General features: G+C 57.1%; 16 protein-coding genes. 7 read left to right on the forward strand and 9 right to left on the reverse strand.

The genetic code is table 11. The annotated features are described in order from the left end of the window. The first annotated feature begins 158 nt into the window (after positions 1 to 158). Both dctA and OWK27_RS22210 read left to right on the forward strand, forming a co-directional pair. On the forward strand, positions 159 to 1,445 hold the full coding sequence (gene dctA / locus OWK27_RS22205; RefSeq protein ID WP_063450025.1) for a C4-dicarboxylate transporter DctC: 1,287 nt from the start codon (positions 159 to 161) through the stop codon (positions 1,443 to 1,445). A gap of 221 nt (positions 1,446 to 1,666) precedes the next feature. Beyond that, entirely contained in the window at positions 1,667 to 3,154 is a 1,488-nt protein-coding gene (locus tag OWK27_RS22210; RefSeq protein ID WP_148420497.1) for a M16 family metallopeptidase, read from the forward strand. A gap of 50 nt (positions 3,155 to 3,204) precedes the next feature. Here the strand turns inward: OWK27_RS22210 and OWK27_RS22215 are convergent, their stop codons facing one another. Beyond that, positions 3,205 to 4,134: a sugar kinase gene (locus OWK27_RS22215; RefSeq protein WP_148420498.1), complete on the reverse strand. Its 930-nt coding sequence runs from the start codon at positions 4,132 to 4,134 to the stop codon at positions 3,205 to 3,207. A 231-nt stretch (positions 4,135 to 4,365) separates the two neighbouring features. Between OWK27_RS22215 and pdeH the strand changes: the two genes are divergently transcribed. Then, on the forward strand, positions 4,366 to 5,139 hold the full coding sequence (gene pdeH, locus OWK27_RS22220) for a cyclic-guanylate-specific phosphodiesterase (RefSeq protein ID WP_176609245.1): 774 nt from the start codon (positions 4,366 to 4,368) through the stop codon (positions 5,137 to 5,139). A 65-nt stretch (positions 5,140 to 5,204) separates the two neighbouring features. Further along, positions 5,205 to 7,247: an AsmA family protein gene (locus tag OWK27_RS22225; protein WP_267591239.1), complete on the forward strand. Its 2,043-nt coding sequence runs from the start codon at positions 5,205 to 5,207 to the stop codon at positions 7,245 to 7,247. A gap of 60 nt (positions 7,248 to 7,307) precedes the next feature. Here the strand turns inward: OWK27_RS22225 and OWK27_RS22230 are convergent, their stop codons facing one another. From OWK27_RS22230 to OWK27_RS22240, 3 genes are all read right to left on the reverse strand, one after another. Next, positions 7,308 to 8,630: an MFS transporter gene (locus OWK27_RS22230; RefSeq protein ID WP_148420501.1), complete on the reverse strand. Its 1,323-nt coding sequence runs from the start codon at positions 8,628 to 8,630 to the stop codon at positions 7,308 to 7,310. A gap of 260 nt (positions 8,631 to 8,890) precedes the next feature. After that, the gene (gene yhjD / locus OWK27_RS22235) at positions 8,891 to 9,916 is read right to left on the reverse strand and encodes an inner membrane protein YhjD (protein WP_267591240.1); all 1,026 of its coding nucleotides are present in this window, start codon (positions 9,914 to 9,916) and stop codon (positions 8,891 to 8,893) included. 50 nt (positions 9,917 to 9,966) lie between these two features. Continuing rightward, complete coding sequence (locus OWK27_RS22240; protein ID WP_267591241.1) at positions 9,967 to 10,866, reverse strand: LysR family transcriptional regulator; 900 nt, start codon at positions 10,864 to 10,866, stop codon at positions 9,967 to 9,969. 119 nt (positions 10,867 to 10,985) lie between these two features. Here OWK27_RS22240 and OWK27_RS22245 point away from each other — a divergent pair, with 119 nt between their 5' ends. Beyond that, complete coding sequence (locus OWK27_RS22245) at positions 10,986 to 11,744, forward strand: SDR family NAD(P)-dependent oxidoreductase (protein ID WP_267591242.1); 759 nt, start codon at positions 10,986 to 10,988, stop codon at positions 11,742 to 11,744. Positions 11,745 to 11,919: 175 nt separating this feature from the next. After that, positions 11,920 to 12,522, forward strand: a complete 603-nt coding sequence (locus tag OWK27_RS22250) for a response regulator transcription factor (protein ID WP_148420505.1) — start codon at positions 11,920 to 11,922, stop codon at positions 12,520 to 12,522. On the opposite strand, the gene OWK27_RS22255 is transcribed toward OWK27_RS22250, so the two are convergent. Continuing rightward, positions 12,501 to 12,839, reverse strand: a complete 339-nt coding sequence (locus OWK27_RS22255; RefSeq protein ID WP_193354553.1) for a lysozyme — start codon at positions 12,837 to 12,839, stop codon at positions 12,501 to 12,503. The genes OWK27_RS22250 and OWK27_RS22255 overlap by 22 nt on opposite strands. Before the next feature lie 71 nt (positions 12,840 to 12,910). After that, positions 12,911 to 13,450: a GNAT family N-acetyltransferase gene (locus OWK27_RS22260; protein WP_242174067.1), complete on the reverse strand. Its 540-nt coding sequence runs from the start codon at positions 13,448 to 13,450 to the stop codon at positions 12,911 to 12,913. Positions 13,451 to 13,596: 146 nt separating this feature from the next. Between OWK27_RS22260 and OWK27_RS22265 the strand changes: the two genes are divergently transcribed. Continuing rightward, entirely contained in the window at positions 13,597 to 15,183 is a 1,587-nt protein-coding gene (locus OWK27_RS22265) for an STY4199 family HEPN domain-containing protein (RefSeq protein ID WP_267591243.1), read from the forward strand. A gap of 65 nt (positions 15,184 to 15,248) precedes the next feature. Here OWK27_RS22265 and OWK27_RS22270 read toward each other — a convergent pair whose 3' ends face one another. The 3 genes from OWK27_RS22270 to OWK27_RS22280 all read right to left on the reverse strand — a co-directional run bounded on the left by OWK27_RS22270 (position 15,249) and on the right by OWK27_RS22280 (position 19,349). Continuing rightward, positions 15,249 to 16,898, reverse strand: coding sequence for an alpha,alpha-trehalase (locus tag OWK27_RS22270; RefSeq protein WP_267591258.1), 1,650 nt, complete (start codon positions 16,896 to 16,898; stop codon positions 15,249 to 15,251). Between the two features lie 184 nt (positions 16,899 to 17,082). Next, complete coding sequence (gorA, locus tag OWK27_RS22275) at positions 17,083 to 18,435, reverse strand: glutathione-disulfide reductase (protein WP_148420509.1); 1,353 nt, start codon at positions 18,433 to 18,435, stop codon at positions 17,083 to 17,085. Positions 18,436 to 18,506: 71 nt separating this feature from the next. Then, complete coding sequence (locus tag OWK27_RS22280) at positions 18,507 to 19,349, reverse strand: 23S rRNA (adenine(2030)-N(6))-methyltransferase RlmJ (protein ID WP_006808562.1); 843 nt, start codon at positions 19,347 to 19,349, stop codon at positions 18,507 to 18,509. Positions 19,350 to 19,463: the final 114 nt, after the last annotated feature.

A 19,463-nucleotide genomic window follows, 5' to 3' on the forward strand; every position in this document is an offset into this window, starting at 1 on the left:
TTTGTTGCTGGCTTGTGCGAGCCAGCTCAAAGTTCTTAACATTTGTGTTTCAAATTTGAACCTCGTTTATTTCTGTCCTGTTATGTGGGTGTTATTTTAAAGCCGCAGGTTAACCATAACCTTACAAAACCTGTGGTTTTTCTTTTCAAGGACACCCTATGAAAACCTCACTCTTTAAAAGTCTTTACTTCCAGGTCCTGACAGCCATCGCAATCGGTATTTTGCTCGGTCACTACTACCCGGAACTGGGCGCGCAGATGAAGCCGCTCGGCGACGCGTTCGTTAAGCTGATTAAAATGATTATCGCGCCGGTAATTTTCTGTACCGTGGTGACCGGTATCGCCGGCATGGAAAGCATGAAGGCGGTCGGTCGTACGGGGGCAGTCGCCCTGCTGTACTTCGAGATTGTCAGTACCATCGCGCTGATTATCGGCCTGATTATCGTTAACGTGGTGCAGCCTGGCGCGGGCATGAACGTTGATCCGGCCACGCTGGATGCGAAGGCGGTGGCGGTTTACGCTGAACAGGCGAAAGATCAGGGGATTGTCGCCTTCCTGCTGGACGTTATTCCGAGCAGCGTCATCGGCGCGTTCGCGAGCGGAAACATCCTTCAGGTGCTGCTGTTTGCCGTGCTGTTTGGCTTTGCCCTGCATCGCCTGGGCAGCAAAGGCCAGCTGATTTTTAACGTCATTGAAAGCTTCTCGCAGGTTATCTTCGGCATCATCAATATGATCATGCGTCTGGCCCCGATTGGCGCATTCGGCGCAATGGCCTTCACCATCGGTAAATACGGCGTCGGCACGCTGGTACAGCTGGGCCAGCTGATTATCTGCTTCTACATCACCTGTATTCTGTTTGTGGTCGTGGTTCTCGGCTCCATCGCCCGCGCGACCGGCTTCAGCATCTTCAAATTTATCCGCTACATTCGCGAGGAGCTGCTGATTGTTCTCGGCACGTCCTCCTCTGAGTCCGCGCTGCCGCGCATGCTCGATAAAATGGAAAAGCTGGGCTGCCGTAAGTCGGTGGTGGGGCTGGTTATTCCTACGGGCTACTCGTTTAACCTGGACGGTACCTCCATATACCTGACCATGGCGGCGGTCTTTATCGCCCAGGCCACCAACAGCCACATGGATATCTTCCATCAGATTACGCTGCTGGTGGTGCTCCTGCTCTCCTCGAAAGGGGCTGCGGGGGTTACGGGAAGCGGATTTATCGTGCTGGCAGCGACCATCTCTGCGGTTGGCCATCTGCCGGTGGCGGGCCTGGCCCTGATTCTGGGTATTGACCGCTTTATGTCTGAAGCCCGCGCGTTAACCAACCTGATCGGCAACGGCGTGGCGACGGTGGTGGTAGCGAAATGGGTGAAAGAGCTGGATCACAAGAAGCTCAACGATACGTTAAATAATCGTCCTTCTGAGGACAAAACCCCCGGTTTATCCTCTTAATCCCTCATAAATGCCCGTATTCCCTTGTGGGGATGCGGGCACCTGCGCATAATAACCGCTCATACCTGTCATAATTCGACAAGATTTTTTTTGGGTATATTTCGCTTCCGTCCGTGACGTTTAGCCGAACACGCTGTCTAATCGGATGTTTTCATCGTCATATTTGAGTGCTCACGTCGCGAGACACTCTCTTTAACCAGGAATGTTGATCAGGGGTTCACATGCAGGGCACAAAAATTCGACTCTTAACCGGCGGTTTGCTGATGATGGCAGCAGCCAGTTATGTGCAGGCAGATGCGCTCCAGCCAGACCCGGCCTGGCAACAGGGAACACTGGCGAACGGGTTCCAGTGGCAGGTATTAGCCACTCCGCAACGTCCGAGCGATCGCATCGAAATTCGTCTTTCTGTGAATACCGGCTCCCTCACTGAAAGCACCCAGCAGACCGGCTTAAGCCATTTTATTCCTCGACTGGCGCTCACCCAGAGCGGCAGTTTGCAGGCGGTTCAGGTGCGTTCGCTATGGCAACAGGCCATCGATCCTAAACGCCCGCTGCCGCCGGCTGTTGTCTCCTACGACTACACCATGTTTAACCTGAGCCTGCCTAACAACCGTAACGATCTGCTTAAAGAAGCGCTCACCTACCTTTCCGATGCAACCGGCAAACTGGCAATCACGCCCGAAACCGTTAACTATGCGCTGAGCAACAGCGACATGGTGGCAACCTGGCCCGTGGATACCAAAGAAGGCTGGTGGCGCTACCGCCTGAAAGGCTCAACGCTGCTTGGGCATGACCCGGCAGAGCCGCTGAAGCAGCCGGTTGATGCCGGGCAGGTAAAATCGTTCTACCAGCAGTGGTATACCCCGGACGCCATGACCCTGATTGTGGTCGGCAACGTGGACAGCCGTGCGGTAATCGAGCAAATCAACAAAGCGTTTGGCGACCTGAAAGGGAAGCGTGAAACCCCGGCTCCTGTTCCAACGCTCTCTCCGCTGCGCCCTGAAGCGGTCAGTATCATGACCGATACGGTGCGTCAGGATCGTCTTTCGATGATGTGGGATACCGCCTGGCAGCCGATCCGCGAGTCCTCGGCGCTGCTGCGTTACTGGCGCGCGGACCTGGCGCGTGAAGCGCTGTTCTGGCACGTTCAGCAGACGCTCAGCAAGAACAACGTGAAAGATATTGGCCTCGGCTTTGACTGCCGCGTGCTGTTCCAGCGCGCGCAGTGCGCCATTAACGTGGAGTCGCCGGGCGATAAGCTGAACGCGAATCTCGCCGTGGTGGCAAAAGAGCTGGCAAAAGTGCGGAAAGAGGGGCTGTCTGAAGAGGAGTTTAACGCGCTGGTCGCGCAGAAATCCCTCGAATTGCAGAAGCTGTTCGCCACCTATGCCCGCGCCGATACCGATATCTTAATCAGCCAGCGCATTCGTTCCCTGCAGAATCAGGTTGTGGATATCGCGCCGGAACAGTATCAGAAGCTGCGTCAGGACTTCCTCAGCGGGCTGACCGTTGAAATGCTGAATCAGGATCTGCGTCAGCAGCTCTCGCAGGATATGGCGTTGATTCTGCTACAGCCGAAAGGTGAGCCTGAGTATGACATGAAGGAGCTGAAGGCGACCTGGAGCGCCATTATGGCAACCGCGCCGCAGCCAGCACAGGCGGCGGATGATTTGCACCAGGACGCGAGCGATATTCCGCAGGGTCAGTAAGGCCCGAGGTTCTTTATTCCCTCTCCCTATGGGAGAGGGTTAGGAAGTGCTTAAGCAGGCATCGCCTCGCGCGGAATAATCGCTCCGCGATACTGAATCACCGTGCTGGCCGTTAAATGGCCACGCTGCGCCGCCGCTTCCGGCGTTCCGCCCGTCAGACGTACCGCCAGATAGCCCGCGCTGAAAGAATCTCCCGCCGCGGTGGTATCTATCACTTTCTCTTTCGCCAGCTTCACCGCCGGGACCTCTATTACGGCTTCACCCGCAACCGCCACCAGGCAAGAGTCTGCCCCGCGCTTGATCACCACTTCGCTGACCCCGGCGGCCTGCGTCCGGGCAATCACCTCATCAACCGGTTTTTCGCCCCACAGCGCGTCTTCGTCGTCCAGCGTCAGGAAGGCGATATCGGTGCATTCCAGCATCTGCTGGTAGACCTGCTGCGTCTCTTCGCGGCTGGCCCACAGGCGCGGGCGGTAGTTGTTGTCGAAAATCACCTTACCGCCATTGGCGCGACATTCGCGCAGCAGTGACAGCAGCTTCTCACGGCTCTCCTGGCTCAGGATCGCGAGGCTGATCCCGCTCAGGTAGAGGTAGTCAAAGGTGGCCAGTTCTTCGCAAATCGCCGCGGCGGCATCGCTTTCCAGCCAGAATTTGGCGGCCGCCTCGTTGCGCCAGTAGTAGAAGGTCCGCTCGCCGGTGCTGTCGGTTTCGATGTAGTACAGGCCCGGCAGACGGTTTTCCATGCGCTGGATCAGCGACGTATTAACGTTTTCACCCTGCCAGGCTTCCAGCATCTGCTGGCTGAAGCTGTCCGTTCCCAACGCGGTAACGTAGTTCACGCTTAGCGCGTCGGGAGCAACCTGACGGGCAATATAGACGGAGGTGTTCAATGTATCGCCACCAAAACCGCGGCTGACTTCCGCGCCTTTCTGGGACAGCTCAATCATGCATTCGCCAATCACGGCAATTTTTTTAGACATAGTCGTGAACCTGAACAGAGTAATTAAAGGTAGTGTGCGCTGTGTGTTTTTTACGGTCAACCATATTAAAACGACGTTCCATTATTTTTTTTGAGCCAGCGCGTGTTCCGGTACATTTCTGTCATCTTAATTTCATTTTCCCGGTGAATTGAACATAAAGTTCTCACCTGGTGGGCCGATAACTCAGTGACGAGTCCAGAAAGGCTATCCCCACACAACAGGACATCCGAAATGAAGTCAGAGCAGGTTATCCAGCGGCTGAGCACTACGCCTGAGGCAAGTATTGAGAACTTGCAGGAGCATCGCTACTGGCTGCAATGTGAGCGAGCGTATACCTATCAGCCCATCTACCGTACCGACGGTCGGTTAATGGCGATTGAGGTATTAACGGTCGTCACGCACCCCTCGAATCCGTCACAGCGCATCGCGCCGGACCGCTATTTTGCGGAGGTAGCCGTGCGTCAGCGCATCGACGTGCTGGAAGAGCAGCTGAGAATGCTGGCGACGAAGCGGGCCTTCTTTGAGCAGCACGGTATTCTGGCATCGGTGAACGTGGATGGCCCAACCCTGATGGCGTTACGTCAGAACGCGGCGTTGCAGGCCCTGATTGCCACCCTGCCGTGGATGCGGTTCGAGCTGGTGGAGCATGTTCGCCTGCCGCAGGACTCCTCGTTTGCCTCGATGTGTGAATTTGGCCCGCTGTGGCTGGATGACTTCGGTACCGGTATGGCGAACTTCTCGGCCCTGAGCGAAGTGCGTTATGACTACATCAAAGTGGCCCGCGATCTGTTCATTATGCTGCGCCAGACGCCGGAGGGACGAAACCTGTTTACGCTGCTCTTGCAGCTGATGAACCGCTATTGCCAGGGCGTCATTGTGGAAGGCGTTGAAACGCTGGAAGAGTGGCGCGACGTGCAAAATTCTCCGGCGGCGGCGGCTCAGGGCTATTTCCTCTCTCGCCCGGTGCCTATGGATACCCTGGAAAAGGTAATAACCACGCTCTGATCTGCCCGCTTCCCTTTGTCTGAACTATAGTTTTAGAGGCAAGTTCATCAGGAAAGGGGACAACAATGACAAAAACAACCAGGGTGATTTCCTGGACCGCAGGGATTTTCTTGTTGCTGATTGTGGTCGCAATCATCATTATCGCCACGTTTGACTGGAACCGTCTCAAACCGACCATCAACCAGAAAGTCTCAACCGAGCTGAACCGCCCCTTTGCAATACGTGGCGATTTGGGCGTCGTGTGGGAGCGCCAGAAAGAGGAAACCGGCTGGCGAAGCTGGGTGCCCTGGCCGCACGTTCACGCCGACGACATTATTCTTGGTAACCCGCCGGATATCCCTGAAATCACCATGATCCACCTGCCGCGCGTGGAAGCCACGCTGGCGCCGCTGGCGCTGTTAACCAAAACGGTCTATCTGCCGTGGATCAAACTCCAGCAGCCCGACGCGCGGCTGATTCGCCTTTCAGAGAAAAACAACAACTGGACGTTCGATCTCGCCAGCAGCGGCGATAAAGATCCGAACGCGCAGCCATCTTCGTGGTCTTTCCGCCTCGACAACATCCTGTTCGATCGGGGGCGGATCGCCATTGATGACAAGGTGAGCAAGGCTGACGTGGAGATCCTCGTCGATCCGCTGGGTAAACCGCTGCCGTTCAGCGAGGTGACGGGCAGCAAAGCTAAAGGCGATAGCGGCAAAGCGGGGGATTACGTTTTCGGCCTGACGGCGAAAGGGCGTTACAACGGCCAGCCGCTGACCGGTAAGGGCAAAATTGGCGGCATGCTGGCGCTCCGGAGCGAGGGCACGCCGTTCCCGGTGCAGGCCGACTTCCGCTCCGGTAATACCCGCGTGGCGTTCGTGGGCACGGTAAACGACCCGATGAACATGGGGGGCGTCGATCTTCAGCTCAAGTTTGCCGGTGACTCGCTGGGTGAACTGTATGAACTGACCGGCGTACTGCTGCCGGACACCCCGCCGTTTGAAACGGACGGGCATCTGGTTGCCAAAATCGACACCGAAAAATCGTCCGTCTTTGACTATCGGGATTTTAACGGACGCATTGGCGACAGCGATATTCACGGCACGCTGACCTACACCACCGGAAAACCGCGACCAAAGCTGGAAGGTGACGTTGAATCCCGTCAGCTGCGTCTGGCCGACCTTGGCCCGCTGATTGGCGTGGATTCAGGTAAAGGCACCCGGTCAAAAGAGGTCAAAAAGGACGTCCAGCCCGCGGGTAAAGTGCTGCCGAATGACCGCTTCGAAACCGACAAGTGGGACGTGATGGATGCGGACGTGCGCTTCAAGGGGCGTAAAATTGAGCACGGCAGCACGCTGCCGCTGAGCAACCTCTCGACCCATATCATCCTGAAAAACGCCGACCTGCGCCTGCAGCCGCTGAAGTTTGGCATGGCGGGCGGCACCATCTCATCGAACATCCACCTGGAGGGCGATAAAAAGCCGATGCAGGGACGGGCGGAGATCCAGGCGCGTCGTCTGAAGCTGAAGGAGCTGATGCCGGACGTGGAGCTGATGCAGAAAACCCTCGGCGAGATGAACGGCGACGCAGACATTCGCGGTACGGGTAACTCCGTGGCGGCTCTGCTGGGTAACGGCAATGGCAACCTGAAGCTGCTTATGAACGACGGGCTGGTGAGCCGTAACCTGATGGAGATCCTGGGGCTTAACGTCGGGAACTTTATCGTCGGGCAAATCTTCGGTGACGACGAGGTGCGGGTCAACTGTGCGGCGGCAAACGTGGATCTGGTAAACGGCGTGGCGCGTCCGCAGATATTCGCCTTCGACACGGAAAACGCGGTCATAAACGTCACCGGCACGGCCAGCATGGCGTCCGAGCAGCTGGATTTAACCATCGATCCTGAAAGCAAGGGCATTCGCATTATCACCCTGCGCTCGCCGCTGTACGTGCGCGGAAGCTTCAGCGATCCGCAGGCGGGCGTGAAGGCCGGGCCGCTGATTGCCCGGGGCGCGGTTGCCGCAGCGCTCGCCACGCTGGTGACGCCAGCGGCGGCGCTGCTGGCGCTGATTTCACCGTCAGAAGGCGAAGCGAATCAGTGTCGGACGATTTTGTCTCAGATGAAGAAGTAGCCCCGTTTCCCCCTCTCCCTGTGGGAGAGGGCCGGGGTGAGGGCATCAGGCCGCAGTGAATTACAGCGCCTGATGCTTCGTTTCGTGCGTCAGCAGCAGCGCAATCAGCGTCAGCGCTGCCATGGCTGCCAGATAGACGCCCACATAGAACAGGCCATAGTTCGCCTGGAGCCAGGTGGCGATATACGGTGCCACAGAGGCGCCCAGTATTGACGAAACGTTATACGAGAACGACGCGCCGGTATAACGCACTTCGGTCGGGAACAGCTCCGGGAGCAGCGCACCCATCGGGCCGAAGGTCAGCCCCATCAGGCTCAGGCCAATCAGCAGATATGCCATCACCAGCGCAGGGCTACCTGAACCCAGCAGCGGCGGGAAGACAAACAGCGCGAACAGGATAATCAGCGTGGTGATGACGATCATGCTCGAACGACGGCCAAACTTATCCGCCAGCAGGCCCGCGATGGGCACCATCACGCCAAACCCGATGACCGCCATCATCAGCATCCACAGCACCTCGTTACGCGGCAGGCCCAGCCCAACCGGCGCCGCGGCGGTACTGTAGGTCATTGAGTAAACGGTCATAATGTAGAACAGCGTGTAGGTCGCGAGCATGATAAACGTGCCCAGAACGGTCACGCGGACGTGTTTGGTCAGCAGCGTACCCAGCGGGACCTTGACCTGCTTTTTCGCCGCGGCAACTTTTGCAAAAACCGGCGTCTCGTGCAGCGATACGCGCACGTACAGGCCAATCAGAACAAGGACAGCAGAGAAGACAAACGGAATACGCCAGCCCCAGCTCATGAACTGTTCATCCGTCAGTAGCCAGGAGAGCAGCAGGAACGTGCCGTTAGCGAAGAAGAAGCCAATCGGTGCGCCCAGCTGTGGGAATGAGCCGTACAGGGCACGCTTGCGCGCCGGGGCGTTCTCGGTGGCCAGCAGCGCCGCGCCGCCCCATTCACCGCCCAGGCCAAGTCCCTGACCAAAGCGCGCCAGCGCCAGCAGCACCGGCGCCAGAATGCCGATGGTTTCATAGGTCGGCAGCAGGCCGATGGCGACCGTGGAGATCCCCATGGTCAGCAGCGAGGCAACCAGCGTCACCTTACGCCCGACGCGATCCCCAAAGTGGCCAAAGACCGCTGAACCAATCGGACGCGCAACGAAGGCGATAGCAAAGGTGGCTAAAGACTGTAGCGTAGCGGCCGTCGGGTCGCCCTGTGGAAAGAAAATATGCGGAAAGACAATAACCGCAGCGGTGGCATAAATGTAAAAGTCGAAGAACTCAATGGCGGTGCCAATCAGCGATGCGACGACGACTTTATTGCGCGAGTTGACCGGAACGTGTTCCGCCCCTTCGTTAAGTGTGGTGGCTGTTGCTTGCATAATATTTTCTTATTTTTGGACGAACGAAGGGCCATATTAGGCACAGCAAAAGCGACATTTCAATCTGTAACAAAGGCGCGAGATGGTTATAAAAGCAACAAAAAGCGGATAATTTTCAGACCAGCCAAAACACTTCCATGAAATGCTTCACACTTTTTAAATATCAGTCATTAAAACTGGTTTTGAGTTAAATAAAAGTTACGGTCTGGATTTATATGCTGAAATGATGAATCGGGCTGAAATATCAGCCCGGAAGCAGATCAGTGATGGGTTTTTCCCGGCATGCGCGGGTCATCTTTATACTCGGCCGTGGCGATCCACGCGGCGCAGAACAGCGTCAGGCGGGCGAAGAAATAGAAGAAGGCCATCAGCCCCAGCACCGAACCAAAAGCCGCACCGGAGGGGGACTTCACCAGCGACGGTAGCGTATAGGTCATCACGATTTTGATCGCCTCAAAGCCGATGGCGGCAATCAGCGTCCCGCGGATCAGCGCCTTTTTGCGCGGACGATGGCGCGGCAAACGCCAGAAGATCCAGAAGAACAGCAGATAGTTAGCAAAGATGGAGATGGCCAGCCCAATGCCGCGCCAGGCCGGCTTCAGCCACTCAATGTAGTCCAGATAGAGCGCGGAGATAATCATCTGCTGCGCGGAGCCGGCGACCGAGGTGATGGAGAGCGTAATGACCAGCGCCACCAGCAGACCAATCAGCGAGATAAAGTCGCGCAAATACTTCACCCATATCTTCTCCTGATCCTGCGGCGTCCGCTCCCAGACGTCACGCGACTGGGCGCGAATGGCCTCACGCAGGTTGCCCATCCAGTTAACCCCGGAGTAGAGGGCAATCAGCAAACCGACGATACCCACGGTGGTACGCTGCTGAACGGCGGTGTTGATGGTGCTTTTGAGCGTCGTGGCGAGCGTCTGGTCGCTGACGTTGGCCAGGATCTTATTGAAGATGTCCTGCAGCAGCGTCGGGTGAGAGGCCAGCACAAAACCGGCGGCGGCAAACGACACCATCAGGATGGGGATCATCGACAGGAAAGAGAAGTAGGTGATCGCCGCACCGAACTGATTTCCCATGCGGTCGTTGAAGCGCTCCGCGGCGCGTATCAGGTGCGCAATAGCAGGTATCTGCTGAATTTTTTCAGCTATGCCGGTCACGGTGCCCAGCGCTTTGCTGGCCTTTCCGGGCTCTTTCGGCGCTTCAGGCTCGTTATCCATCTTTTGGATGGGTTCATAATCTAAATGTTGAGTCGGTCGTTGCGGGTTATTTTCCGGCGTCACGCGCATTTTCCTTTTCGTTGAGCTGGATGTTACTGAATTATAGCTTGCGTCTAGTCTACGTAAGCTTTTGTGAGTTCGGTAAGCCACTCCATAAACACATGCACCCGTCGGGAGAGGTTACGGCGGTGGGGATAAATGAGGGAGACGGGCATCGGTTCAGCCCGATATTGCGGCAGGATCTCAACGAGTTTTTTCGTGCGCAGCGCATCACGTACCCCGACGCGCGGCACCTGAATAATGCCCAGCCCTGCGATACAGGCGGCCTGGTAGGTCTCCGTACTGTTGACCGTCAGTACGCCTCCCGTTTTCACCCACCGGGTCTCGCTGCCGCTGTAATACTCAAACCCCTGCGGGCGCGTGCCCAGCGTAGTGGAGTAGTGAATGATGGCATGTGAGGCTAAATCTTCCAGCGTTTCCGGATAGCCAAAACGCGTCAGATAATCCGGGCTGGCGCAGTTGATCGCGGAGAGCTTACCGAGCGGTCGGGCGATAAGCCCGGAATCCTTCAACGTGCCCACGCGAACCACGCAGTCAAACCCTTCGCGGATGACGTCCACCAGACGATCGCTGCTGCTCAGCTCCAGCTCAATACCGGGGTACTGCTGTAAAAATGTAGGCAGCTTAGGGATGACTACATTTCGCGCAATGGCAACGGGCATATCCACACGCAGCCGCCCGCTGATGGTGGAGGGATCGTGCAGGAACATGCCGTCCAGTTCGTCCAGGTTCATCAGCAGATCTTTAGCCCGTTCGTAATAGACCATGCCGTCCTGCGTCAGGCTGACGCGGCGGGTGGTGCGGTGCAAAAGCCGGGTGCCGAGCGCGTTCTCCAGCGCCTGGATCTGCCGCGATACGCTCCCTTTCGGCAGGCTTAACGTTTCCGCCGCGCGGGAAAAACTCTCCAGTTCCGCGACGCGGAGGAAAAGCTGCATTGCGTGAATTTTATCCATAGATGTTAGTCATTGTTGTTATGAATGAAACAGTGAAGCGTTAGCGGCAGTATTTATTGATTTTCTACCATCTAATAAGCTCATTCTCAATCTCCATCACAACCGAAACGAGGTGAATCATGACTGAACGCATTGCATTAGTGACGGGCGGCAGCCGCGGATTGGGTAAAAATGCCGTTTTGAAGCTGGCCGCGGAAGGGACCGGCATCATCCTGACGTGGAACAACAGCCAGCAGGAGGCGCAGGACGTTGTGCAGGAAATCGAGCGAAAAGGCGTTAAGGCGGCTGCATTACAGCTTAACGTCGGCGATACGGCAGGCTTTGAGCGTTTTGCTCAACAGGTTCAGGACACCCTTAAGCGCGTGTGGCAACGCGACACCTTCGACTATTTAGTGAACAACGCAGGCACGGGCTTATACGCCCCCTATACCGAGACGACGGAAGCGCAGTTTGATAACGCAGTGAACGTCCATTTCAAAGGGCCGTTTTTCCTGACCCAGCGGCTGCTGCCGTTAATAAAAGACGGCGGGCGGATCCTGAACGTCTCCAGCGGGCTGGCCCGCTTCACTCAGCCGGGCTCAGGCACCTATGCGGCAATGAAGGGGGCGATGGAGGTACTGACCCGCTATCAGGCGAAGGAGCTGGGAGCGCGTGGCATTTCGGTCAATATTATCGCGCCGGGCGCCATTGAAACCGACTTCGGCGGCGGCCGCGTGCGGGATGACGCCGGGCTTAACCAGCTGCTGGCCTCGCAAACCGCGCTGGGGCGCGTGGGCCTGCCCGATGATATTGGTGACGCCATCGCGGCCCTGCTCAGCGATAAGCTGGGCTGGATGAATGCGCAGCGTATTGAAGTTTCAGGCGGTATGTTCCTGTAACGTTCACTCTTAAGGGGGAGGGAACCCTTTTAAGGAAATCCTTAATCCGGGTGTGTCTAAATGCTGGAAGATATAAAGATAGCCGGGGGTTTTGTAACCGCTCCATTCATTGAGTTTTTTCTTAAATAACGCCTCTGTAGAATCCCCCTTCGCTATTCTCAGAGGGAGTAAAACGATGCGAGTAATCATGTTTGACAGGCAGTCAATATTTATTCATGGAGCGATGTGCAGTCTGCAAAAATTAATTCCGGAAATAGATATGACAGGGACCCGTCAGGCTGATGAATTATGGACGCTTTTATCGGCGTCCCCCTCCGCTATCGTGATGATTGACGGATATTTAATTCGCGATACTGGCGTGACTTTACTGGAAGCGATCGTGGATCGCTTTCCAGCGGCGCGCATCGTGCTGGTATTAGCGAAAAAAGAGCCGCGCTGGGTTGAGCAGATGCTTCAGCGCAACGTGGTGGCGATCGTTCCCCGCCATGCGAATCCTGAACGCTTTTCCGCGGTGCTGGATTCCGTATCGCGGGGAATGGTTTGCTTTCCCGGCGAGTGGCTTGAGCAGCAGCCATCGCAGGATGAGCTGGCGTCGTTAAGCGAGCGCCAGCGTGAGGTGCTGAAGCTGCTGGCTGCCGGGGAGTCAAATAAGGAGATTGGCCGTAACCTCAACATCAGCGCGGCAACGGTAAAAGCGCATCTGGAAACGCTTTTCCGCCGCCTTGATGTCAAGAACCGGACCCAGGCCGCGATGTACTACACCCGGGCGACGGCCTGAAGGATCGTCTCTGGCACCAGGGACTCATTCCCGAAGCTGAAGAGCGTTAATACCAGAGCATCATGCTGCTGTTGGGGTAAAGGGCGTCCAATCGTTTCCCGCAGCAGCGTTTCACAAAGCTGGATATCGTCGAGAAGCAAGTACTCCGCCTCTGCCGGAGTGATGGGGCCGTTAAACTTTTCCCACTGGCGTATCACGTGACCGTAGCCAATAACCCACATCCCGTTTTCATCACGATATTTTTCCAGGGAAAGACCCTGCTGTTTCTTTATTAATGCGATTGCCGCAGAAGATATTTGCAGTGCATAACCTGTCATACGCGTTTCCTCTTAATGGCGCGACTATAGAGGAAAAGCAGACCGGGATATATCCGCCAAATGGCCGTTGATCAGGCTTTATTTAACGGATATTCCTTTTTTAACAAACCGAATAGCCAGTCGTTATGCCATTGCCCCGAAAGGAAATAACTCTCGCGAAGTTCGCCTTCCAGCAGAAAACCCGTTTTTTCCAGCAGCCGCCTTGAGGCGATATTTCCCGCCGTCACGGTCGCGGTGAGGCGACGAATTTTGCCCGACGTAAACGCGAAATCGCACAGAGCCTTAAGAGATTCATAGCCGTAACCTTTTCCCTGGGCCGCGGGCGCAAAGAGAAAGCCGACTTCGGCACAATCCGCTTCCCGGTGAACGTAGCCGGTAACGCCCAGCGGCGTCTGGCTGGCCGTATCGCGCACGACAAGGCACAGCCAGCGTAAGCAGCCCGGCGTCCAGGGCGTCAGGCGCGCCTCAAAGGCTTCCCGAACGTCTTCCTCGCTGCGATCCTCCGCGACAAAACGCATTACCTCGGCATTTTGCTGAAGCGCCAGAAAAAAGGGCCAGTCCTGCTCTTGCAGGGGCGAGCAGGTGAGGCGCGCGGTGGTAAAAACAGGCATTGAGATTCTCCTGAGAGATTTCACATGATTAAAGGGTTGTCACTTTATTTCAACAGAAAGTCAGGTATGTTTAACCTCGTATAAATAAAAAGAAAAACGGCCTTTAGCGCCACTTTAGCAGTATTCGTTGTCTCTCAAGGAAAACAATGATGGTTAGCTCATCGCATCATACCCGCGAGCAGTTTGAACACTGTCTGGCGGCGATCCGTCAGGCATCTGTTGAAATCTTACTTCTGCTGAATGTACAGGTTTCCGAAGGAAAAGATCCACGCTGGTTTCTGGAACAGCTGGACAGCGCCCGTCTGGGGCTGGGCGGCTGGGGAGCCGTTGCCAGAAAGCTGAACCTTAATGATGCGGAAATGACGGCCTTTACGCTCCAGCTGCGCTTGCTTCAGCAGCGCGTACCCCAGTATGAAAGCGGGCAGGACGTTAGCGAAAACCAGCTGATTGCGGCGATGCGCTTCGTGACGGCGCTCGAATATCTTCGTCTGCAACAGCCCCTCCTGACGTACGATACCGGAACGGTGCCGGAGAGCGAGAGCCAGCGCCAGGCGCAGAAACAGGTGCGGGCCATTGAGCTGACGATCAAAGGGCTGATTCAGCAGGCTTGGCCCGATCCGGTGCGGCTAAATAATCATCTTAAGACCCTGTTTAACGCCGATCGCGTGCGTCGCTGGCTGAAAAACGGCGAGATTAACGACGTTCTGAGCGGGATGCTGTTCAGCGAGCTGGCCCAGATGCTGGTGGATAAAAAGGAGTTCAGCCGCTACTACTCGTCGCTGTTTAACGCGCCTGACATGTTGACGCTGCTGGTGGAGCCGCGCAAAACCCTGCAAACCTTCCTCGAAGATATTCGTCAAATCCGCAACAGCATTACCGTTCAGCAGCCGTTGAGCAGGGCGCAAATTCAGCTGCTCGACAGCTATTACGCGCAGATTGCTCGCCCCGTTCAGCGCGCGTTTGAGGAAGGGCGGACGCGCGTTAACCCGGCGGCGCTGATGGCGGTGGATGACGATGAGCTGCACGCGTTCTGGGAAAAGGCGCAGAAGATGGACCGCACCACCGGCGGCGATCTCTTTGAAGTGCGCGACAGCATCGAAAAACCGACCCAGCGCGCCCCGCGCACGCCTGAGCAGCGCGAACAGCTGATTTCCGGCGCGCTGTGGGGCGCCGTGGGGGTGATGGCTATCGCGATTATCGTGGGGGGAGTCTGGCTGGTGACCGGCAGTAATCCACAGCCGGCCGTTGCCAGCACGGCACCTCCCGCGCCGGTGCAGGAGATGCGGGAAACCCCTTCCTCGCGCGAAACGCTGACGCGTATGGGCGTAACCTGGGATGAAAACAACTTCCGCTCAGCCATCAGCCGCAATGATACCCGCGTGGCGCTTCTGTTCCTGCAGGGCGGGATGGACTGGAAAGTTTCATGGACCGAAGAGGCGCTGTCGGCAGGCTATGACGACGTGCTGGAGCTGATGCTGCGCTACCACCTGCAAATGACAGAGCAAAAGCCCTGCCGTCGCTTTATCAATACGCTTAGCCACGCGATGGCGAACGGTGAATCACTGACGTCTATGCGCAAGCAGTACCTGAAAGCGTTCTGTACCGTACCCGCGGTGGTGAAGCGCCAGCAGCATGACGCAGAGATGGCCGCGCGCCGCGCGAAGACGCAGCCGGATGCGGGCACGAAAAAATGGCAGTCCATCCAGACCGCCATTTATGAGGTGATTCGCTGATGATTTCTCCCCCTCACCCCGGCCCTCTCCCCTCAGTGGGAAAGGGTTAGGGTGAGGGGATAAGGTCAAGGCTCTCCATACAGCCCAATCAGCCTGCGCACCACGCCATTCGTCCAGCCGAAGCCATCCTGTAACGGATACTCACCCCCGCCGCCCTCGCGCGGCGTGCTGCTGGCGATGTGGTACTTCTCGATCAGCTTGTGATGGGTTTTATAGTAATGGTTCACCGTATGCAGCCAGCTCCAGGCGATCTCATCACCCAGCGAGTCGTTGCCGTACTGCTTGAACCCCTGAATCGCCATCCACTGCAGCGGCGCCCAGCCGTTAGGCTTATCCCACTGCTCGCCGGTTTCATATTCGGTGGCGAGAATGCCGCCCGGCGTAAGCAGGCGTGTTTTCACGGCGTCGGACAGCCGCTCCGCCTGCTCGTGCGTCGCCATGCCCACGTACAGCGGCACGATGCTGGCCGCGGAGAACAGCGCCTGGGCTTCGCGTCGCCAGTCATAATCGCGATAACAGCCGTTCTCGTCATCCCACAGGTAGCGGTTCACCGCCGCGCGGCGATCGCTGGCCTTCTGGCGGAACAGATCGGCGGTCTCTTTATCCCCCTTCGACGCCGAAATGTTGGCGATAGCGCTCTCCAGCTTGAACAGGAAGGCGTTCAAATCGATGGGGATAAACTGCGTTGTGCGGATGCTGGCCAGCCGCGCCGGATCGCGCAGCCAGCGGGACGAGTAGTCCCACCCGGAGGCTGCCCCGGCGCGCAGGTCGCGGTACACCTCATTCGGCGGACGGCCGGAGTGGCGGGCGGTTTCAACGTCCTCAATCCAGGACTCGTCGCGCGGGGTATCGCGGTCGTCCCAGTAGCGGTTGAGCAGGGAACCGTCCGGCATGCGCACCGCGCTGCGGTAGGCCTGGTTAAGCAGCAGCGATTCCGCCCCGTCCATCCAGAAGGCGTACTCCATCTTAAGATGCTCAAGGTAGCGCTTCGCGCCGCGCACGCCGTCCTCTTCAAACAGCTCTACCATCAGGGCAAAGACCGGCGGCTGAGAGCGGCTGAGGTAGTAGGTACGGTTACCGTTCGGGATATGGCCGTAGCGCTCGATAAGCCAGGCGAAGTTATCGGCCATGCACTTCAGCAGATCGTTGCGGCCGCTTTCCGCCAGCCCCAGCATGGAGAAGTAGGAATCCCAGTAGTAAGTCTCGCTGAATCGCCCGCCGGGGACGATATAGGCCTGCGGCAGCGCCAGCAGCGACGACCAGGGAATATGGTCCTGCGGCTCGCGCGTCAGCACCGGCCACAGATTATCAATGTGTTCCTTCAGGGACAGACCGGGGTCAGAAATATACTCTTTGCTGTAATCCTCCGGCAGCCAGAAGTGATTCTCCACGAAGCGCGCCAGGTCGAAATCGCGATGGCGACGCACCTTGCGGTAGCGAATCAAAATATCCAGCGGATCCATTTTGGGCGCACAGTCGGGGAAGGTTTTGCTGTCGGCAAACAGCCGCGACGACTGCACGTGTTCAAACAGTTCAAGGTAGCGGTCTGCGGGCGTCAGGGCATCGGACGCCGGCAGCCCTTCAATCATTTCCGGTTCCGGCTCCGCCTCGATCATCTCATCCAGTTTTAACTCGCAAGGATCGGTTTCGTAGCGCAGCTCCTCTGCAATCTCGAACTCGATCTCCTCGGCAGTCTGTAGTTTCTGGTTGAACATGGTGATAAAGACCTCCGGTTGTGTGTTCTCAAAGACTGGTTTTTCCGGGCGTCCTATAAGCGTAGACATTCGCTTCGGTAGATGTGGGGGGATATGTGCGGTAGATCACTATTTTCGGAGCATTCGTTTTGCAACGATTTATGAATGTTAATGAAAAATGCCCCTCCGGGGAGGGGCATCAGGCTTAACGCATGGTCACAAACTCTTCCGCCGCCGTCGGGTGGATCGCCACGGTGTTATCGAAGTCTTTCTTCGTTGCGCCCATCTTCAGCGCCACCGCGAAGCCTTGCAGGATCTCGTCCATGCCGAAGCCAATGCCGTGGATGCCGACAATCTTCTCGTCAGGCCCGACGCAAACCAGCTTCATGCGGCACGGCTGACGGTGCGAGGTGACGGCGGTATACATCGCCGTGAACGCCGATTTATACACTTTCACCTGGTCGTCGCCGTACTGCTCGCGGGCCTGCGGCTCGGTTAAGCCGACGGTGCCGATTGGCGGATGGCTGAACACCACGGTCGGGATATTGCTGTAGTCCAGATGCTCGTCCGGCTTGTTGTTGAACAGGCGCTCGGAGAGACGACGGCCCGCCGCAACGGCAACCGGGGTCAGTTCTACCGCACCGGTGTTATCGCCAACGGCGTAAATGCCCGGTACGCTGGTGTTCTGGAACTTATCGACGACGATATAACCTTTTTCATTGGTTTTCACGCCCGTCGCGGCCAGGTTGAAGTTGTCGGTTGCCGGTTCGCGACCAATCGCCCAGATCAGGCAGTCGACGGTCTGGCTGCGGCCATCCTCCAGCTCAAGCGTCAGGCTGCCGTCTGCATTTTTCACTACCGCTTTTGGCACGGCGTTGGTGTGCAGGGTTGGGCCTTCGGCGTTCATTACCTCAACCAGGGTCTCGACGATCAGCGGATCGAAGCTGCGCAGCGGCGCGTGCTTACGCACGAACAGGTGCGCTTCCGCGCCCAGGCCGTTAATCACGCCGGCCAGCTCAACCGCGATGTAGCCTGCGCCCACGATGGCAACGCGCTCTGGCAGGGCTGGCAGCTCGAAGAAACCGTCGGAGTCGATACCGTATTCCGCGCCCGGAATGTTCGGGTGGCTCGGACGGCCGCCGGTGGCGATCAGGATGTGATCGGCGGTGATCGTCTCGCCGTTCACTTCGATCGTTTTCGCGTCCACGAAGCGGGCGAAGCCGCGGATCACGTCGACGTTATTTTTGCCCAGCACGTTATCGTACGAGGTGTGAATGCGGTCGATGTAGGCGGTACGGCTGGCGATCAGCTTGTCCCAGTCGAAATGATTGATGGTGGTGTCAAAGCCGTAGTCCGGGCCATACATATGAATAGCTTCACGGATTTGCGCGGCATGCCACATCACTTTCTTCGGTACACAACCCACGTTCACGCAGGTGCCGCCCAGCGCTTTGGCTTCAATCAGCGCACACTTCTGGCCGTACATGGCCGCACGGTTGATGGAGGCGATGCCGCCGCTGCCGCCGCCGATTGCGATGTAGTCATAATGCTTAGTCATAGCTTTTGTCCTTAATCGTGAATTGCCGCGATTGTATACCTGAAATCAATAGTTTCCACCGATGGCTGCGATTACTCCGGCACGATCCAGCTGACCGTGGCGTGCCCCGTTCCGGCAGGCACCAGCGTTTTGTGCAGCCACGGCAGCACGTTGTTCATCTGCGCTTCCAGCTTCCACGGCGGGTTGATAACGATCATGCCGGAAGCGGTCATGCCGCGCTGGTCGCTGTCCGGGCGTACCGCCAGCTCAATTTGCAGGATTTTACGGATGCCGGTGGCTTCAAGGTCTTTAATCATGCGCTTGATCTGCGCGCGCAGCACCACCGGATACCACAGGGCATACGTCCCGGTGGCAAAGCGTTTGTAACCTTCGTTGATGCCGGTTACCACCGCCTGATAGTCGGTTTTGATTTCGTACGGCGGGTCGATCAGCACCAGGCCGCGGCGGGAAACCGGCGGCAGTTTGGCTTTCAGCTGCTGGTAGCCATCGGCTTTGTCCACGCGGGCGCGGTTATCTTTCTGAAACTCAGAGCGCAGCAGCGGAAAGTCGCTCGGGTGCAGCTCGGTCAGCTGGAGGCTGTCCTGCTCGCGCAGCAGCTGGCGGGCAATAAGCGGAGAGCCAGGGTAATAGCGCAGCTGGCCGTTACGGTTGAAATGATTCACCACGCCGATGTACGGCTCCAGTTCGGCAGGCAGATCGTCCTGCTGCCAGATACGGGCGATCCCTTCGAGATATTCACCGGTACGCTCGGCATGCTCGCCGCTCAGCTGATAACGGCCCGCGCCCGCGTGGGTGTCCAGATAGAGAAACGGTTTATCCTTCTCTTTAAGCGATTCGATAATGAGGCTCTGAACGGTATGTTTGAGAACGTCGGCGTGGTTGCCAGCGTGGAAGCTGTGGCGATAACTAAGCATGGGTAATGAAATTCCGCTGAAATGACGATTTGCCACAGTTTACAGCAGAACGGTTCAGATTACCCGCAGGCGCGGTAAGCGCGGCTATTGAAATCCTCTACACTTAACCCCATT

The organism is Enterobacter cloacae complex sp. 2022EL-00788, assembly GCF_026627565.1.
GTDB classification, from domain to species: Bacteria; Pseudomonadota; Gammaproteobacteria; order Enterobacterales; family Enterobacteriaceae; genus Enterobacter; species Enterobacter pasteurii.

Coding starts and splice junctions, on each gene's coding strand:
- gorA (WP_148420509.1), bottom strand. CDS start 18,435: ATGACTAAGCATTATGACTACATCGCAATCGGCGGCGGCAGCGGCGGC.
- OWK27_RS22230 (WP_148420501.1), bottom strand. CDS start 8,630: ATGCAAGCAACAGCCACCACACTTAACGAAGGGGCGGAACACGTTCCG.
- OWK27_RS22210 (WP_148420497.1), top strand. CDS start 1,667: ATGCAGGGCACAAAAATTCGACTCTTAACCGGCGGTTTGCTGATGATG.
- OWK27_RS22270 (WP_267591258.1), bottom strand. CDS start 16,898: ATGTTCAACCAGAAACTACAGACTGCCGAGGAGATCGAGTTCGAGATT.
- OWK27_RS22225 (WP_267591239.1), top strand. CDS start 5,205: ATGACAAAAACAACCAGGGTGATTTCCTGGACCGCAGGGATTTTCTTG.
- dctA (WP_063450025.1), top strand. CDS start 159: ATGAAAACCTCACTCTTTAAAAGTCTTTACTTCCAGGTCCTGACAGCC.
- pdeH (WP_176609245.1), top strand. CDS start 4,366: ATGAAGTCAGAGCAGGTTATCCAGCGGCTGAGCACTACGCCTGAGGCA.
- OWK27_RS22280 (WP_006808562.1), bottom strand. CDS start 19,349: ATGCTTAGTTATCGCCACAGCTTCCACGCTGGCAACCACGCCGACGTT.
- OWK27_RS22260 (WP_242174067.1), bottom strand. CDS start 13,450: ATGCCTGTTTTTACCACCGCGCGCCTCACCTGCTCGCCCCTGCAAGAG.
- OWK27_RS22215 (WP_148420498.1), bottom strand. CDS start 4,134: ATGTCTAAAAAAATTGCCGTGATTGGCGAATGCATGATTGAGCTGTCC.
- OWK27_RS22250 (WP_148420505.1), top strand. CDS start 11,920: ATGCGAGTAATCATGTTTGACAGGCAGTCAATATTTATTCATGGAGCG.
- OWK27_RS22240 (WP_267591241.1), bottom strand. CDS start 10,866: ATGGATAAAATTCACGCAATGCAGCTTTTCCTCCGCGTCGCGGAACTG.
- OWK27_RS22255 (WP_193354553.1), bottom strand. CDS start 12,839: ATGACAGGTTATGCACTGCAAATATCTTCTGCGGCAATCGCATTAATA.
- OWK27_RS22265 (WP_267591243.1), top strand. CDS start 13,597: ATGATGGTTAGCTCATCGCATCATACCCGCGAGCAGTTTGAACACTGT.
- OWK27_RS22245 (WP_267591242.1), top strand. CDS start 10,986: ATGACTGAACGCATTGCATTAGTGACGGGCGGCAGCCGCGGATTGGGT.